This is a genomic window from Modestobacter lapidis, assembly GCF_054780755.1.
The window spans coordinates 1-14,745 of sequence record NZ_BAAGVS010000007.1 but is presented as its reverse complement, the minus strand read 5'-3'; the positions used below and the strand labels follow the sequence as shown (position 1 = coordinate 14,745).

At 72.0% G+C, this 14,745-nt stretch carries 15 protein-coding genes; 10 read left to right on the top strand and 5 right to left on the bottom strand.

From position 1 onward, the window contains the following. Position 1: 1 nt before the first annotated feature. The 5 genes from ACYVG5_RS10070 to ACYVG5_RS10050 all read left to right on the top strand — a co-directional run bounded on the left by ACYVG5_RS10070 (position 2) and on the right by ACYVG5_RS10050 (position 4,139). Complete coding sequence (locus tag ACYVG5_RS10070; RefSeq protein WP_222048675.1) at positions 2-829, top strand: thiazole synthase; 828 nt, start codon at positions 2-4, stop codon at positions 827-829. After that, entirely contained in the window at positions 826-1,452 is a 627-nt protein-coding gene (locus ACYVG5_RS10065; RefSeq protein WP_222048673.1) for a thiamine phosphate synthase, read from the top strand. The genes ACYVG5_RS10070 and ACYVG5_RS10065 overlap by 4 nt, the downstream gene beginning before the upstream one ends. Then, positions 1,443-2,033 (top strand): thiaminase II/PqqC family protein, encoded by a 591-nt coding sequence (locus tag ACYVG5_RS10060; RefSeq protein WP_222048670.1) that lies wholly within the window; start codon positions 1,443-1,445, stop codon positions 2,031-2,033. The genes ACYVG5_RS10065 and ACYVG5_RS10060 overlap by 10 nt, the downstream gene beginning before the upstream one ends. Then, positions 2,030-2,659, top strand: a complete 630-nt coding sequence (locus ACYVG5_RS10055; protein WP_222048668.1) for a TenA family protein — start codon at positions 2,030-2,032, stop codon at positions 2,657-2,659. The genes ACYVG5_RS10060 and ACYVG5_RS10055 overlap by 4 nt, the downstream gene beginning before the upstream one ends. A gap of 130 nt (positions 2,660-2,789) precedes the next feature. Further along, entirely contained in the window at positions 2,790-4,139 is a 1,350-nt protein-coding gene (locus ACYVG5_RS10050; protein WP_222048666.1) for a glucose-6-phosphate dehydrogenase, read from the top strand. A gap of 39 nt (positions 4,140-4,178) precedes the next feature. Here the strand turns inward: ACYVG5_RS10050 and ACYVG5_RS10045 are convergent, their stop codons facing one another. Further along, the gene (locus ACYVG5_RS10045; protein WP_222048664.1) at positions 4,179-4,946 is read right to left on the bottom strand and encodes a CPBP family intramembrane glutamic endopeptidase; all 768 of its coding nucleotides are present in this window, start codon (positions 4,944-4,946) and stop codon (positions 4,179-4,181) included. Then, positions 4,943-5,881 (bottom strand): NAD(P)H-binding protein, encoded by a 939-nt coding sequence (locus tag ACYVG5_RS10040; protein ID WP_222048662.1) that lies wholly within the window; start codon positions 5,879-5,881, stop codon positions 4,943-4,945. Before ACYVG5_RS10040 ends, ACYVG5_RS10045 begins: the two co-directional genes overlap by 4 nt. A gap of 128 nt (positions 5,882-6,009) precedes the next feature. Here ACYVG5_RS10040 and ACYVG5_RS10035 point away from each other — a divergent pair, with 128 nt between their 5' ends. Both ACYVG5_RS10035 and ACYVG5_RS10030 read left to right on the top strand, forming a co-directional pair. Next, positions 6,010-6,438: a DUF2237 family protein gene (locus ACYVG5_RS10035; protein WP_460683149.1), complete on the top strand. Its 429-nt coding sequence runs from the start codon at positions 6,010-6,012 to the stop codon at positions 6,436-6,438. A gap of 35 nt (positions 6,439-6,473) precedes the next feature. Continuing rightward, positions 6,474-6,968 carry a glutathione peroxidase gene (locus ACYVG5_RS10030; RefSeq protein WP_222048657.1) on the top strand — a complete coding sequence of 165 codons (495 nt, stop codon included), beginning with the start codon at positions 6,474-6,476 and terminating at the stop codon, positions 6,966-6,968. A gap of 30 nt (positions 6,969-6,998) precedes the next feature. On the opposite strand, the gene ACYVG5_RS10025 is transcribed toward ACYVG5_RS10030, so the two are convergent. Together ACYVG5_RS10025 and ACYVG5_RS10020 are read right to left on the bottom strand one after the other, a co-directional pair. Beyond that, positions 6,999-7,949 carry an EamA family transporter gene (locus ACYVG5_RS10025; protein ID WP_222048655.1) on the bottom strand — a complete coding sequence of 317 codons (951 nt, stop codon included), beginning with the start codon at positions 7,947-7,949 and terminating at the stop codon, positions 6,999-7,001. A gap of 84 nt (positions 7,950-8,033) precedes the next feature. Next, positions 8,034-9,026 (bottom strand): transglycosylase domain-containing protein, encoded by a 993-nt coding sequence (locus tag ACYVG5_RS10020; protein ID WP_222048653.1) that lies wholly within the window; start codon positions 9,024-9,026, stop codon positions 8,034-8,036. 211 nt (positions 9,027-9,237) lie between these two features. Here ACYVG5_RS10020 and ACYVG5_RS10015 point away from each other — a divergent pair, with 211 nt between their 5' ends. The 3 genes from ACYVG5_RS10015 to ACYVG5_RS10005 are packed head-to-tail and all read left to right on the top strand — an operon-like array spanning position 9,238 to position 11,335. Further along, positions 9,238-9,672 carry a hypothetical protein gene (locus ACYVG5_RS10015; protein ID WP_222048651.1) on the top strand — a complete coding sequence of 145 codons (435 nt, stop codon included), beginning with the start codon at positions 9,238-9,240 and terminating at the stop codon, positions 9,670-9,672. Beyond that, on the top strand, positions 9,669-10,913 hold the full coding sequence (locus ACYVG5_RS10010) for a glutathionylspermidine synthase family protein (protein WP_222048649.1): 1,245 nt from the start codon (positions 9,669-9,671) through the stop codon (positions 10,911-10,913). Before ACYVG5_RS10015 ends, ACYVG5_RS10010 begins: the two co-directional genes overlap by 4 nt. A gap of 20 nt (positions 10,914-10,933) precedes the next feature. Next, positions 10,934-11,335 (top strand): hypothetical protein, encoded by a 402-nt coding sequence (locus ACYVG5_RS10005; protein ID WP_222048647.1) that lies wholly within the window; start codon positions 10,934-10,936, stop codon positions 11,333-11,335. A 1,336-nt stretch (positions 11,336-12,671) separates the two neighbouring features. Here ACYVG5_RS10005 and ACYVG5_RS10000 read toward each other — a convergent pair. Next, the gene (locus ACYVG5_RS10000; RefSeq protein WP_460683148.1) at positions 12,672-13,823 is read right to left on the bottom strand and encodes an RHS repeat-associated core domain-containing protein; all 1,152 of its coding nucleotides are present in this window, start codon (positions 13,821-13,823) and stop codon (positions 12,672-12,674) included. Positions 13,824-14,745 lie beyond the last annotated feature (922 nt).

Here is a 14,745-nt window from a genome sequence, read left to right as displayed (position 1 = left end):
GATGACCACCACCGACCCGCTGACCCCCACCCTCGCTCCGGCGCTCGCCCGCGAGGAGGCCGCGGACCCCTTCTCCCTCGGTGGGGAGACGTTCACCTCCCGGCTGCTGCTGGGCACCGGCGGTGCGCCCAGCCTGGAGGTGCTGGAACGGGCGGTGCGCGCCTCGGGCACCCAGCTGGTCACCGTGGCGCTGCGCCGGGTGGAGGCCTCCAGCAGCGGCGCGATGATGGAGGTGCTCGACCGCTGCGGGGTGCGGCTGCTGCCCAACACCGCCGGCTGCTCCACCGCGCGGGAGGCCGTGCGCACCGCCCAGCTCGCCCGCGAGGCGTTCGACACCTCCTGGGTCAAGCTCGAGGTGATCGGCGACGAGCACACCCTGCTGCCCGATCCGATCGAGCTGCTGGACGCCGCCGAGCAGCTGGTCGCCGACGGGTTCACCGTGCTGCCCTACACCGGCGACGACCCGGTGGTCGGCCGCCGGCTGACCGACGTCGGGTGTGCCGCGGTCATGCCGCTGGGCGCGCCGATCGGCAGCGGGCTGGGCATCCGCAACCCGCACGCCATCGCGTTGCTGCGGGAGATGGTCGACGTCCCGGTGATCCTGGACGCCGGCATCGGGACGGCGTCCGACGCCGCGCTGGCGATGGAGCTGGGCTGCGACGGGGTGCTGCTGGCCTCCGCCGTCACCCTGGCCCGCGAGCCCGAGCGGATGGCGCTGGCCATGCGGCAGGCCGTGGAGGCCGGCCGGCTGGCCCGCGGCGCCGGGCGGATCCCCCGCCGGTTCTCCGCGGCCGCCTCCACCCCGATGCAGGGGCTGCCCGAGCTGTGAGGCTGCCCCGGCTGCTGGTGCTCACCGACCGGACCCAGTGCGCGGGGCCGCTGGTCGGCACGGTGGCGGCAGCCGTGGACGCCGGGGCGCGCGCCGTCGTGCTGCGGGAGAAGGACCTGCCCGCCGGCGAGCGCGCCGCGCTGGCCGCGCAGCTGCGGGCGCTGCTCGCGCCGGTCGGCGGGCTGCTCGTCGTCGCCGGTCCCGCCCCCGACGGGGCCGAAATCGCGATAATGGCCCTCCGGGGCGCCGTGCACCTGGCGGCCGCCGACCCGTTCCCCGCCCCCCGGCCGGCGCTGGTCGGCCGCTCCTGCCACGACGCCGCCGAGGTGGCCCGGGCCCGGGAGGAGGGCTGCAACTGGGTGCTGGTCTCCCCGTTCGACGAAACCGCCTCCAAGCCCGGGTACGGACCCGCCCTCGGTCCGGGCGGGCTGGCCGCGCTGCTGGCCGGCGGCCCGCCGGCCTACGCGCTGGGCGGCGTCCTGCCGGACGACGTCCCGGCCTGCCTCGCTGCCGGCGCGCACGGCGTCGCGGTGATGGGGCCCGTCATGCGTGATCCCACCCTGGCCGCCGCGTACCTGGCCGCCCTGCCCGACGATCCCGAGGAGCCCGCCCCGTGCCGGTGACCGACCTGCTGCACTCCCATGCCGGCGAGTGGGTGCGCGCCACCCGGCACCCGTTCCTGGCCGCCGTCCGCGACGGCGCGCTGCCCGACGGCGCCTTCGACACCTGGCTGGTGCAGGACTCGCTGTTCGTCACCGAGCTGCTCGCCTGCCAGGCCCGGCTGCTGGCCCGGACCCCGCGGCCGGCGCAGGCGGTGCTGGCCGCCGGTGCGGTCTCGCTGGTGGCCGAGCTGGACTGGTTCGCCGACCAGGCCGCCGCGCGCGGGCTGGACCTGGCCGCTGCGCCGCGGCCGGCCACCGCGGCGTACGCGGCGCTGCTGCGGCGGCTCGACACCGCCGGCGTCGGCAGCGCGCTGACCGCGCTGTGGACCGTCGAGCGCAGCTACCTCGACGCCTGGTCGTACGCCGCGCCGGGCGCCCCGGCCCTCCGGGAGTTCGTCGAGCACTGGACGGTGCCCGGCTTCGCCGGCTACGTGGCCGACCTGGCGGCCGCCGCCGACGGGGTCGGCCCGCCCGACGAGGCGGTGTTCGCCGAGGTGGTCGCGGCCGAGATCGCGTTCTGGGACATGGCGGTGGCACCGTGAGCCTGTCCGCGTCGCTGTGGGCGGCCAGCGCCGACCTCGCCGCCGAGGCGCTGGCCCATCCGTTCGTCACCGGCATCGCCGACGGCACGCTGCCGCGCGAGCGGTTCGCCGGGTACGTCGCCCAGGACGCCTTCTTCCTGGAGGCCTTCGCCCGCGGCTACGCCCTGGGCGTGGCGCACAGCCCCGACCGGGCGACCCTCGACGTGTTCGCCGATCTGCTGGCCGGGGTGCGGGCGGAGCTGCGCCTGCACGCCGGCTACGCGGAGCGCTGGGGCATCGACCTGGCGGCGGTGACCCCGGCCCCGGCGACGCTGGCCTACACCGACTTCCTGCTGGCCACGGCCTCGCTGGGCGGGGTCGCGGTGACCTGTGCGGCCATGGTCCCGTGCATGCGGCTGTACGCCCACCTCGGCCGATCGCTCGCCGGCCGGGCCACCGGCGACTACACCGAGTGGGTGGACACGTACGCCGACGGCGCCTTCGAGGAGCTGGCCGGCACGCTGGAACGCCTGCTGGACGCAACCGGCGCCGACGCCCCCAGAGCCGACACCGCTGCCGTCCGGGGTGCCTACCGGCGGGCCATGCAGCTGGAGGTCGGCTTCTTCACCGCCGCCTGGGCCGGCTGAGCCCGCAGCACGACGATCCGATGACGGTGGTTGCCGCCGCCGGGATCCGGGCACGCCGGAGGGGGTACCGAGAGCGCGATCGAGAACTGGACGACGCTCGACCACGGCATCTGGGAGATCGGAGGCGGTCGTGACGACGTTCGTGGTGCTCGGCGGTTCCGGCGACCTGACCGGCCGGCTGCTGCTGCCGTCGCTGGCCCAGCTGTACGGCACCGGGGCGCTCGACGAGGACGTGCAGGTGCTCGCCGTGAGCCGCGAGGAGTGGGACGACGCGGCGTACCGGGACTGGGCCCGCCGGCGGCTGACCGCGCACGCCCCGGACCTCGACGAGCAGGTGCGGGAGCAGCTCGTCGGCCGGCTCGGGCACGCCCGCGGCGACGTCACCTCGGCCGGTGACCTGCGCGTGGCGCTGGACCGGGTGGTGGGCCCGCCCGTGGTCTACCTGGCGCTGCCCAACACGATCTTCCTGCCGACGCTGCGGGCGCTGGCGGAGGTGGGCCTGCCGGACGGGGCCCGCGTCGTGGTGGAGAAGCCGTTCGGCCGGGACGAGGCCGACGCCCGCGAGCTCAACGCGGTGCTCCGCGAGCTGGTGCCGGAGGACGCGGTCTTCCGGATCGACCACTTCCTGGCCAAGCAGACTGTGCTGAACGTGCTCGGCCTGCGGTTCGCCAATCGGCTGTTCGAGCCGGTGTGGAACGCCGCGCACGTGGAGAGCGTGGAGATCGTCTTCGACGAGACCCTCGGCCTGGAGGGCCGGGCCGGCTACTACGACCGGGCCGGCGCGCTCCGGGACATGCTGCAGAACCACCTGCTGCAGATCCTGGCGCTGGTGGCGATGGAGCCGCCGCGGACGATCGACCACGAGGTGCTGCCGGCCCGCAAGGCCGACGTGCTGCGTGCCGTCCAGCCACCGGCGGACGTGCGCGCCGGCAGCGTCCGCGGCCGGTACACCGCCGGCACGGTCGAGGGCCGGCACCTGCCCGACTACGTCTCCGAGGACGGCGTCGACCCCGCCCGGGGCACCGAGACCTACGCCGAGTTCACCGTCACCATCGAGAACTGGCGGTGGGCGGGGGTGCCGTTCCGGCTGCGCACCGGCAAGGCGCTGGGCTCGGGGCGCCGGGAGGTGGTCATCCGGTTCCGGCCGGTGCCGCACCTGGCGTTCGTCGACGAGCAGCCCGAGCCCGATGTCCTGCGGTTCCGGCTGTCGCCGGACTCGATCGCCCTGGAGCTCAACCTCAACGGCGCCGGCGACCCGTTCGACCTCGAGCGGGACGTGCTGGAGGTGACGTCGCCGGCGCAGGTGCTGCCCGCCTACGGGCTGCTGCTCAAGGAGATCCTGACCGGCGACCCGACGCTGTCGATCAGCGGCGCCGAGGCCGAGGAGGGCTGGCGGATCGTCGCGCCGGTGCTCGCCGCGTGGGCCGCGGACGAGGTCCCGCTGCAGGACTACCCCGCGGGCTCCGCCGGGCCGGCCTGAGCACGGTGCCGGCGCGCGGGAGCCGCGCCGCCGGCCCCTTCAGCCCTGCTCCTGCGGCCTCGGGTCGTCGATGGAGGGCTGCTCGGCGAACAGCGGGGGCAGGAACCGCAGCATCAGCACCGACCAGGTCAGGTGGGTGAGCACCGGGGCCTGGATGCCGCCGGTGGCCCGCCGCTGCAGCCCGAACAGCAGCCCCATCGCGATCGAGGCCAGCACCAGCGCGGGGTTGCGGGTCGAGGTGGTGGCCAGCGCGTAGACCGCCGTCGACTTCAGCACAGGGTGCTGCGCGCCCACCGCGGCGTACAGCGCCCCGCGGAAGAAGACCTCCTCCGCGACGCCGTTGGCCAGCGTCGTGGTGAGGACGAGGCTCGGCGAGCCCTGGTGCGCGTAGCGCAGCACCCGGGTGATGGCCGGGCCGATGACCGGCAGCCGCCGGGCCACCAGCGCGATGGCGTAGAAGGCGCCGAACGCCCCGACGCCGGTGGCCACCGGGGTCACCACCGGGCGCCGCAGGGTGTCGGCCGGTGACCGCATCCAGCCCAGGTGCAGCGGCCCCGAGGCGACGCCGCCGGCCAGCCAGGTGCCGGCCACGGCGAGGGTGAGACCGTAGAACCGCGGGGACGCCGGCTTCTGCGACAGCGACACCCCCAGCAGCCCGGCCCCGGCCACCGACACCCCCGCGGTGACCCGCCGGCGGCGGCGGAACGCCGCGTCGGTCTCCCGGTGGTCGCGCGGCACCTTGTCGACCAGCCAGGCGGGCAGGCGGGCGGCGAGCGCGGTGCGCAGCGCGTCGGGCAGCCGGGTCATCCGACGTACCGGCCGATCCGGCGCGGGGTGCGCTTCTTCCGGGCCTCCCGCCGCTCTCGCGCGCGCTCGCCGAGGGCGGTGAGCACCGCCTCGTCGTAGCTCATCGGCTCGAACGGGACGACGCGGCGGATCGCGTCGTCCCGGACCACCACCTCGTTGGCCATCGAGTCGATCAGCGACCGGCCGGTCTGCAGGTCCACGTCGGTGACCAGCGTCAACCAGCGCGAGGACAGCTGGGGGGTGAGCAGCGGAACCGGGATGATGAGCAGCCGCCGGCCCTGCAGCTCCGCGACCCGGGTGAGCATCTTCAGGTACTCGAGCACCTCGGGGCCGCCGACCTCGAACACCCGGCCCTCGGCCGCCGGGGCCTCCAGCACCCCGACCAGGTAGCGGACGACGTCGGCGACGGCGATCGGCTGGGTGCGGGTGTGCACCCAGCGCGGGGTGACCATGGCCGGCAGGTGCGCGACCAGCTGGCGGGTCATCTCCCAGGAGACGCCGCCGTGGCCGACCACGATGCCGGCCCGCAGCACGGTCACCGGCACGCCGGCACCGCCCAGCAGCCGCTCGACCTGGCGGCGGCTGCGCAGGTGTGCGGACAGGTCGTCGGAGTCGTCCCCGAGCCCGCCGAGGTAGACGATCCGGCGCAGCCCGGCGCCGGCCGCGGCCCGGGCGAAGGCCCGGGCCGCGGCGGCGTCGCGCTCCTGGAAGTCGGCGGCGTCGAGGGAGTGCACGAGGTAGTAGGCCGCCGTGCAGCCCTCGAGCGCCGAGCGCAGCGAGGCCTCGTCGGCGACGTCCCCGGCGACCGGCGTACCGGCCCCGGAGTACCGCTCGGGGTGCCGGGTCATCGCCCGCACCTCGTGGCCGGCCGCCTCCAGGGCCACCCCCAGTCGGCTGCCGACGAAACCCGACGCTCCGGTCACGAGTACCCGCACCGCGTCAGCTTGGTGGCTCGGCGGAGGGAGCGCGACCGGATGACCGGACCGTCGATGCGCGACGCGCCGCGGTGAGCGGCATGATCGACACGTTCCCGGCGTCGGGGACGGAGGAGGGAGCAGCGACCGTGACGGACCAGTCCGCGACCGAACGCAACGTGCTGGGCGGCCCGCTGGAACCGTGCGGCACCGAGCCGCTCACCGGCTTCTACCGCGACGGGTGCTGCAGCACCGGCCCGTCCGACCTGGGCAGCCACACCGTCTGCACGGTGGTGTCGGCGGAGTTCCTGGCGATGCAGCAGGAACTGGGCAACGACCTGGTCACCCCGCGGCCGGCGTACGGCTTCCCGGGGCTGCGGCCCGGCGACCGCTGGTGCGTGGTCGCCGTCCGCTGGCTGGAGGCGTTCCGGGCGGGCGTGCCGGCCGGGGTGGTGCTGGCCGCGACCAACGTCCGCGCCCTGGACGTGGTGCCGTTGGAGGCGCTGCGGTCGCAGGCGGTCGACGTCCCCGACGACCTGTCCGGGCTCGGGGAACAGCCCCCCGGCCAGAGCGGTTGAGGCTCCCGACCGTCGTCCCCGTCGAAGGAGCTGCCGTGAGCGACCTGCTGGATCTGCCCGTCACCACCCTGCAGGGTGAGGCGACCACGCTGGGCGAGCTGACCGGCGGCCGGGTGGCCCTGGTCGTCAACGTGGCCAGCCGGTGCGGACTGACCCCGCAGTACACCCAGCTGGAGGCGCTGCAGCGCGAGTACGCCGACCGCGGCTTCACCGTGCTCGGCGTGCCGTGCAACCAGTTCGCCGGGCAGGAGCCGGGCACCGCGGCGGAGATCGAGGGGTTCTGCTCCGCGACCTACGGCATCACCTTCCCGATGACGGCGAAGGTCGAGGTCAACGGCGAGGACGCCGACCCGCTCTACCAGCAGCTCACCCAGGTTCCCGACCTGGCCGGGGAGGCCGGCCCGGTGGCCTGGAACTTCGAGAAGTTCCTGGTCGCGGCCGACGGCGCCGTCCTGGCCCGGTTCCGGCCGCGGACCCAGCCCGACTCCCCCGAGGTCCGCACCGCCATCGAGGCGGCCCTCCCCGCCTGAGCCGTCGGCCCGGCCGGTGCCGGGCCCCGCTCAGGTGGGGCCCGTCTCCGGCAGCGCCGGTTCCTGGGTGCGGGCGGTCTGGGCCAGCACGATCCCGGCCAGCACGACGACGCCTCCGGTGATCTGCCAGGGCGTGAGCACCTGCTCCAGCCAGAGCCAGGCGACGACCGAGGCGAACACCGGCTCGATCGTGGCCACGATGCCGGCCGTCGTCGGGGGAACGTGCCGGAGGGCGGCGAGCGACACCCAGAACGGGACGACGGCGCCCAGCACGACGACCCACCCGATCAGCAGGCCCACCGGCACCTGCACCGAGCCCAGCGAGATCGGCACCCGCTCCCCGAACACGCCGATGTCGAACTCCCACCAGGGCGCGACCACCGACCAGAACACCGCGGCTGCGACGAAGGCCCACGCGGTGAGGGCCACCGGATGGCGGTCGACGGTCCCGCGCTCACCCATCAGGTAGTAGGTGGCCAGCGACAGCGCCGCCGCCAGCCCGGCGGCCACCCCGAGCAGGTCCAGTGACCCGCCGCCCTGCCACACCTGGGCGACCAGCACCAGGCCGGACAGGGAGAGCACCAGCGCCAGCCACAGCCGGCTGCGCACCCGCTCGTGCCGGACCAGCCACACGTAGAGCGCGATGAACACCGGCGCGGTCATCTCGAACACCAGCGCGATGCCGATCGGCAGCCGGCCGATGGCGACGTAGTAGAGGAACTGGGTCAGCGCGATGCCGGCGATGCCGAACACCGCGATGAACGGCACCTCCCGCCAGCGGATCCGCAGGTGTCCAGGCGCCGCGAGGGCCAGCACCACGACGAGCACGACCGCCGCCCCCGTGCAGCGCAGCGCCGTCAGCCGGGTCGCCGAGATCCCGGCCTGCAGCGCCAGCGCGGACACCGCGCCGTTGACGGCGAGCAGGCCGGCGGCCGCGATGGTGAACGCGTAGCCGAGGGCGGGACGGGCGACGACGGGCACGGCTCGCACGGTAGCGGGTCAAAGCGGCCATGCCGCCTACCGAGTCCCGGGAGGGCCCGCTGCGGGACGGCGGGGTGGATCCACTCAGCCGGCGGAGCTCTCCTGCTCCTCCTGCGCGATCCGGTCGGCGACCTGGGCGGGCATGGTCGAGCAGGAGTCGCCGTCGCCGTCCCCCGGCTCGGCGTAGCCCTCGATGCCCAGCTCCCAGACCGGGTCCAGGCCGTGCGCGGCGAACCACCGCGGCAGCTTGGCCTCGGCGTTCGCGATCGTGTACGAGCTGGTCGGGTTGCCGTCCGCGATGCGTTCGATGCCGCCGCCGGCGGCCCGGGCGACGTGGCCCGGGGAGGGCAGCAGCCCGGCGAGCTGGATGGCCTGCCCCTGCTCGACGTCGTGCGGCGGCCGGTCGAAGTAGTACCAGCTCGCGGCGCAGACGCCGTACAGGTCGGGGCCGAACTGGGCGACGTTGAGGTAGATCTCCAGCAGCTGGACGTCGTCGACCAGTGCCGCGAGCTCGATCGCCAGCAGCGCCTCCACGCCCTTCCTGGTGCCGCTCATCTCCCCGGTGAGGAACAGGTTCTTGGCGACCTGCTGGTGGATGGTCGACCCGCTCTCGTCGGGGAGACCGCGGAGGTGGCGGTCCACCCGGTCGGCGAACTCGCCCCAGTTGAAGGCCTGCACCCGGGTCGGGAAGTGCTGGTCCTCGTGGTAGATCACCGCGGCGATGACGTTGCGCGACACGTTGTCGATCGACACGTGCTCCTGGACGACGCCCGGCTGGCTGGCGGCCATGAACCGGCTGGTGCCCGGCGTCCAGAGGTTCAGCGACGCGATGGCCAGGCCCTGGACGACGACGAGGACGGCGACCAGCTTCGCGATCCGGCGCAGCCCCCGCCGCACCAAGCGCCGCGGCCGCCGTCCGCCGGGCCGCTCCCCCGCACCGCCGCGACCCGGCGGCGTGGGCGGTGGGCCGGCGGGCGGCGGCCAGGTGGTCGGCGGGTCCGCGAGCGGCGGGGCGGCCGTCGGCGCGCCCGGCGGGCCCCACGGGGCCGCATCCGGCTGCGGTCCGTTCGCGGCCATCCGGCCCTCCCCACCTCGAGCGGAGGGCCATCATCGCCCTCGCAGCTGTGAACCCCCACCCCCACCCGGCGCCCGGAGCCGGGTCACCGCCGGCCCCCGGTCACCGGCATGGACGACACTGGAGGGAGCCCGGGCCGCCGGCCGGGTGGAGCCGACGCATCCGGTCCGACAGCATGTGCCCGTCGGACGGCTGACCACAGGGAGACCAGACATGTCCACGTCGCGGGGCAACCGGGTACGTGCCGCGGTCGGCACGGTCACCCTGACCGGCGCGGCGATGGGCTTCCTCGCCGCTTGCGGCGCCGGCGGGGCGAACGAGGACGTGGACGCCGAGCGCGTCTACTGCGTCGACGAGCAGGACCAGGTGGTCGACGACGCGCAGTGCGAGGAGGCCGAGCGCAACGGCGGCTTCATCGGTGGCGTGCCGTTCTTCTTCCTGGTGGGGGGCTTCGGCGGGAACCGCTACTCCGTCGGTCAGCAGATCCCGTCCCAGTACTCCGGCGCGGCGACCCGGGTGAACCCCGCCGACGGCGCGGCCCGGGCCCGCACCGGCCTGCCGCGCAGCGGCACGGTCTCCTCCGGTACCCGGATCTCCGGTGGCCTGGGCACCGGTGGCAGCGGGCGCGTCGGGACGGGCGGTTCGTGAGGCGGCTGTACGGCAAGGCCCGGCTCGGCTGGGAGGCCGAGATCGAGAGCCAGGGGCTGGTCTACAACAAGACGACCGTGCCGGGTGGGGAGGTTCGCTCCTACTGGCGCGAGGACGTCTTCTACGACTTTCCCGGCACCGAGATCGACCAGCTGGCCGACGCCACCGATCAGCTGTTCGCCGCCTGCGTGGAGGCCGGGGACGTCGCGCTCGCCGACGACCGGCTGCTGGACCGCATGCACGTGCCGCGGGACGCCCGCGACGTCATCCGGGCCACCTGGGAGGCCGAGCCGCCCAGCGTGTACGGGCGCTTCGACCTGCGCTGGGACGGCACCGGCTGGCCGAAATTGCTGGAGTTCAACGCCGACACCCCGACCTCGCTGGTCGAGGCCGCGGTGGTGCAGTGGGCCTGGCACCTGGAGACCGGCCAGGGCACCGACCAGTGGAACCAGCTCGACGACCGGCTGGTCGCGGCCTGGCAGCGGGTGCTCAGCCGCTGGGAGTCCGAGCACGGGCACCGGCCTCTGGTGCATCTGGCCTGGACCTCGGGCGACGCCTCCGGTGAGGACTGGATGACCGTCGCCTACCTCGCCGAGACGGTGACCCGGGCCGGCTACGAGGCCAGCATCATCACCACCGAGCAGATCGGGCTGGACACCGGCGACGCCCGGTTCTACGACCCGGACGGCCGGCGGATCGACGTCGTCTTCAAGCTGTACCCCTGGGAGTGGCTGCTCGACGACCCGTACGGCCCGTCGGTGCTGGCCGACCTGCGCCGGCCGGACGGCGGCACGACCTGGGTCGAGCCGATCTGGAAGATGCTTTGGTCGAACAAGGGCCTGCTGCCGGTGCTGTGGCAGCGCTACGAGCACGACCCGGTGATCTCCCGGCTGCTGCTGCCCGCCTACTTCGCCGACGACCGCCGCGCGCCCGAGCTGAACGAGGCCGGCTACGCCCGCAAGCCCCTGCTGGGTCGGGAGGGGAACAACGTCGAGCTGATCGCCCCGGGCGGGCAGGAGCTGCTCACTGCCCGCGGCGGCCGGTACGGCGCCGAGGGGTGGGTGGTGCAGCAGCTCGCCGAGCTGCCCGACTTCGCCGGCCCCGACGGGCCGCACCACCCGGTGCTGGGCACCTGGGTCGTCGACGGTGAGGCGGCCGGGCTGGGCATCCGCGAGTCCGACGGGCTGATCACCGACGACCTGTCCTTCTTCGTGCCGCACACCATCGACTTCCAGCGCTGAGCCGGGCCATCCTCGCCCGCATGGGCGGACGGGCGCTGGGAGCCGGGCTGGTGGCGCTGCTGCTGGCCGGCTGCGGCGCGGGCGGCGGCGCCGTCGCCGCCTGCGTGGGTCCCCAGGTCACGCTGAGCCCAACTGAGGGCCCGCCCGGGACGCCGGTCACCGCAGAGTTCGAATGGCTGCGCGAAGGCTGCAACGACTATCCCGGCGCCGACGAGGAGACCGCGATGGTCGATGTCCCGGTGTCCTTCGTGCAGGGCGGCGTCGAGGTGCCGCTGGGGACGGTCACCGGTCGCGGCGAACGGTGGTCGGCGACATTGCAGTTCACGGTTCCGGATGAGAGCCGGCCCGGCGGCGCCGGGATCCGGCTGCACCACGCGGACGGCGCCGTCCCCACCGGGTTCACCGTCCTGCCGCCGGGCTAGGCACGTGACTCCCCTGGAAGCACGCCTAGAGAACTGACAGCGATCGGCAAATCACATGCAGTAGGTTCAGGTGGTGCTCAATCAGTTCTGGTCGATGCCCTCCTGGCCGTACTGCGACGACAAAGCCGCTGGATGTCCAGATTTCGTCACCGTCGTCGGTGCTCAGGAGCGACTGCCGAACCACGGGGTCCCGAGCCAACTGTTCGGCGCGATGATCGTCACCTACAAGTACGCGCCAACGCGCGTCGAAGGACTCATCTCCGCTCTCCACCCGCCCCCACCGCAAGGGGTTATGCAGCCAAACTCGAGCTGGAGCAAGCCGAAACGGGGGGGAATTGGGCGGGGTGGCGGTGATCGTACACGCCCACTCCGAGATCGGGCCCTTAGAAGTAGTAAGCGCTACATCGAATAACCCCGCGTCTGCGCCCTTGAATGAGCCGATCATCGGGCGGTGGACATGATGGTCATCACTGACTCGAACCGGAGCGCCTTTCACTAACCGCTCCAGGCGATCCGCTTCGCGGCTTGTGGGGTTTGGACGTACCCACCCGTGCCGCTTCCCCCAGTCGGCGGCCCCGGACTGGTCGGTCCGGCTGGCAAAGACTTCATCAGCCAATCCGCGGCTATGGCCTCTACCCATGCCGAGCCCGTTCGCACCAGGTCCACCACTATCTCGCTGTGCTTGACCGTAGAATGAATGGTCCCGATCGAATCCTTCATGCATCATGCACCACCGTGCCGGTGTCGCAATCTCAACGCATACACGCGAAGAACTACCGCACATCCGACCCACACGAAGAAGAAGATGCCAGCTGTCGACCATTTCCCGATAAGGTAACCAATCACACCGGCGAACAGCGCAACGCCCAGAGTTCGAGCGACCCACAAGGCTGTCGAACCACTCCCATGACGTTGGACCATCTGATCTTCGCCAGGCCTCCGCGCCTTTCCGTCTGACGCTGGGGTCGAGTCAGGGTTCCTGTCTCCCACGGTCTCTCCTCCGAGTCGGGCATCCATGGCCACTGCCGCGGCGGGCCATGGGCAGCATTTAGGGTACTAGCCATCCATCTACACAGGTATCGTATGCCAGCTTCGAGTAGTCAGCGGCAACGCCTATTCTGACTGTCGCCACGGCTCCAACTCGACGAGGACCCCAGATCGGCCGACGCCAAGCGAATCCTCAGCACGAGGAATAGGATGTCGAACCGAGGACCGGATGTCGACCAGAAGTAGGCGGTCGCTGCTGGCCAACCAGGGCGCCAGTAAGGCGCAAGAACAGATCTAATCGGGGAGTCATTTTTCTCCTCTCTCTCTCTTAAGGGCATGTAGCGCTTGGTCACGGTTCATCGACGTTCAAATAGGCCTTGACTCCGTCTAGAACTCGTCCACCTGCCGATTCATCCGAGTTGCACACAGCAGAAGTCGCTTCATACCCACTAACCGCTCCTTTCACCGCGCCGACGGCAGCGCCCACTGGATTTCCCCCGGACGCAAACCCTCCAAGCCCAGCCCCGACGAGTCCTCCCAGGATTCCGCCCGCCGCTGCAGCAAGACCGCAGTTGGGCGCGAGGCCCGTTGGGTCACTGGAGTTAACAGAGTTACACGCCGCGTAGGCATACACATTGGCTTCTTGGCCGCTGGGGTCGGGTTGGGTGAAACGGCCGAGGGTGGGGTCGTAGTAGCGGGCTTGTAGGTGGTAGAGGCCGGTGGTGGTGTCGTATTGGCCGCCGATGTACTGCCAGGGGTTGGGAACGGTTTCGGTTGTGGCGCGGGCGTTGCCGTAGGGGTCGTAGGAGTAGTGGTTGACCTCGGCGCCGGTGGCGTCGACGAGGCTGATGGTGCTGCCCTGCCGGTCGGCGATGTAGTAGTAGCTGGCGCCGCCGATGCGCAGGGCGACGGGGGTTCCGCCTGGTTCGCGGATCACCGTGCTCGCCCCCGTGCCGGTCTGGGTGGTGACCCCCAGTGGGGTGTTCTGGTAGCCGCTGCCACCGGCGGTGAGTCGTTCCTTGTTGCCTTCGCCGGCGTAGCTGAACGGCGTCGTGGTCCCGTTGGAGGTCAGCGAGGTGAGCTGCCCGCGGGGATTCCAGGACGCGCCGGTGCGAGTGGTCGCCCCGGCTCCGGTGAGCTCGGCGCCGTTCCCGTCGTAGCTGAACGCCCCGGCCGGCGTGCCGGCGCGGGCGATCAGGGCGTCGGCGGGGTCGTAGGTGTAGGTCGCGGCGGGTCCGCCGGGCTGCCCGGGGCAGGCCACGGTGGGAGCGGTGGAGGTGGAGTCGTAGGTGCGGTTGCCGTTGGCGTCGTAGCAGTAGGACCACGACGCGGTGATCGGCGACGTCGGGGTGCCGCCGACGGTCTCCAGGGCGCGGGTGAGCCGGTTGAGCCCGTCGTAGCTGTAGGTCTGCACGGCGCCGCCGGGAACGAGGCGGTCGGTGCGGGTCTGCACCAGCGACTGGTCGGTGCCGCCCTGGGCGTAGGTGTAGTTGAAGTCCATCACCACGGCGCCGTTGCCGGCCTGGGCCCAGTAGTCGGCGGGGCGGCCGGAGCCGTCGATGTGGAGAGAGTGACGCCCGCCTAGATCGATTACTCACAGTCTCGAATCGACAGCATTAAGCGCTAGATCGCCGCAGGCTGCTCGCTGCGAAAAGTATGGCTACGCCATAACAAACGCGAACCAAGCGGAACACCTTTTGGATCGCCGACTGCGGACGATCCAGAAGTCCCTCGATCTTACGACTAACATGATAAGCCAGCGCAAAGTGTCCAGCAAGAACGACAGTTCCTAGAGTCGCGAGGGTCGGATTGGTGGACCGCAGTTCCACCGCCGAAACAATCTGGACGACAGCCGAAGCCCCAATGATCACCCAAAGGACCAAGGACGATGCCATGTATGCCGACGCTATCCAGGGCATGAGCAGTAGGCGCTCTCCGGAAACGGCTCGAGCGTCCGTTAGCCAGTGCGCCAGCGACAGTAGGACGAGAACCGCAACGTGCACGGTCAGATACGTCACAATGCCTCGCCCTCCCCGAGTCGACGACTCTGACTACTTCTTTTTGATCTTGTCGATGTAAAACTTGTACGCTACACCTACTATTCCGGCGATCACGATCAACCAGACCCACCAGTAGCTGCCGTCGTTGGCCGTGGTGTTGGCCGCTGCGAGAAAGCTAGACATTGTATGCTCCTCAGCTCCGCACGATTCTTAGTAGACCCAGGTATGGTTGCCCTCAAACGAGCATTTTCCGCCAGCAGTGAAGGTGCCATCGGTCTGTGCGTAGGCACCGCCAGTGCTGACTCCGACGTCTACCGGGCCGACATTGAGGTTTTCTCACCTGGTTCCGCGGTCGAGTGAAGTCAGGACAAGGGCGGCGGCGGCAATAGCGGTGATCCGTTGTGGGCAGACGGTCACGCGATC